Annotated in this window: 2 protein-coding genes and 1 pseudogene; all 3 read right to left on the bottom strand. The window is 60.9% G+C overall.

All coding sequences use genetic code 11. From position 1 onward, the window contains the following. Positions 1-86: pseudogene (locus CAG11_RS34650) on the bottom strand (terminase); the annotation flags it as partial. An 11-nt stretch (positions 87-97) separates the two neighbouring features. After that, positions 98-1,105: a phage major capsid protein, P2 family gene (locus tag CAG11_RS32935; RefSeq protein ID WP_085600868.1), complete on the bottom strand. Its 1,008-nt coding sequence runs from the start codon at positions 1,103-1,105 to the stop codon at positions 98-100. A gap of 44 nt (positions 1,106-1,149) precedes the next feature. After that, on the bottom strand, positions 1,150-1,533 hold a 384-nt coding region (locus CAG11_RS32930; protein ID WP_143494897.1), incomplete at its 5' end, for a GPO family capsid scaffolding protein.

Below are 1,533 nucleotides of genomic sequence, written 5' to 3'. Positions count from 1 at the left end.
TCCATGGTCATGGCCGGCCCGGCGACAGCAGCCGCTTCGATGGCTGCTGTAACGCGTTGAAAGTGACGACGGCAGGGGTTGGTCATGATCGTCAGCCTCAGCTCAGGGTGATGTTTTCGGCCATGGCAGCGCAGCCCAGGTCTTCAATCACATAGCTTTCATTGACCGATTCGAAGTTCTCGATGCGGTCGCGTTTGGCGTTGTCGACGACGGTGCGGCGGCGGGTACCTTCCTGCCAGTACAACGACAGGTTGTCGAGACGGGTCACCAGCAGGCCGTTGGCCGGGAAATGCGGTACCCGAACGGCTGGCAGGTTGCCAATGCGCTTTTGGCTGGTGACGATGTCGGCCGCGAGCATCTCGGTCGGCGCCTGGGTTTTATTGATGATCGGGAAGTACTTGTCGGCCAGTAGATGGCGACCGCAGACCACCACCAGCTCGGTGTCTTCCTGGTACCAGGGGTCAATGAACTCGTTGACCATGCTCACGACCAGAGCGTCGATGTTTTCGAAGTCCTTACCCGCTCCGATCTGGATCTTGCCGCTTCCGTCGACCACTTCATGCAACACGCGAGCCGCGTTTTCCAGACGCATCTTCTGCAACCAGCCAATGTTCACGTCCTGCAACAGCGGGTTGGTGGATGAGTTGGAGGTCGCGGCGCGGCTAATGCCGTTCCAGCCGATCATGATCCGGTTGAGGGCCTGGGCCTTGATGATGGCGTCACGGATACGCGCCTGAAAGTCCTTGAACTTGGCCCACTGATCGAGCTTCTGGTAGCGAATCCCGGTGTCGAAGTTGGTCTGGGTGCAGGCGTACCCGCGATTGTCCAGGGCGCTCGGGTCGCGGGGTTCACGGTCCTTGACGGTGGTGTCGGTGGTGCTGGCAATGGTGCCGTCGATGCCAATGCCGATCTTCTCGCCCGACTGTTCGGAGACGCCGTACACGTTGATGGCGCTGAGGAACGCGCTGGACTCCTGAATTCGGGTTTCCAGTGTCTGGGCAACGCTTGGGGCTGCCGTGAATTTGGTGGTGACGTCGCTCACACCGTGCAGCTGGGCGAGTTGTTGCAGGTAGGCGTTGTACAGAACGCGGGTATCGTTACGCATGGTGCTCTCCGATGTTCCTTGGCTTGGTGTTGTCCATGTTGGGATCAGCAGTCGGTGACGAGGGTCCCGTCACCACCCGTAGCCGCGGGGCGAGCGGTGAACTGCGGTTGCTGGCCGGTGCCGGCTGGCGTCTTTTCGAGTTTTTCCACCAGCGCCGAGAAGTCGGCAGCCAGCTTGTCGTGCTTGGCTTGCAGGCTTTCGCGCGCAGCTTTCTCGGCAGCGAAGGCCTGGCCCTGGCCGGCGACGTGCTCAGCCATGGCCTCGACGGCCTCGCCGAGTTCAGTGAATAGAGCGGCATCCTTGCCTTCCTTGTCCTTGCTCTTACCGAGGAGGTCGAGCACGCGGCTGAACAGGCCTGCGACCTTGCCGCTTTCGTCCTCGACTTCCTCGAATTCGAAGGCCACCTCGATGGCCTCGGAAAACAGGTT

This window comes from Pseudomonas sp. B6(2017) (genome assembly GCF_002112765.1).
Lineage (GTDB): Bacteria > Pseudomonadota > Gammaproteobacteria > Pseudomonadales > Pseudomonadaceae > Aquipseudomonas > Aquipseudomonas piscis.
The sequence above is the reverse complement of the archived record's forward strand: the minus strand, read 5'-3'. Positions and strand labels throughout refer to the sequence as shown.

Coding starts and splice junctions, on each gene's coding strand:
- CAG11_RS32935 (WP_085600868.1), bottom strand. CDS start 1,105: ATGCGTAACGATACCCGCGTTCTGTACAACGCCTACCTGCAACAACTC.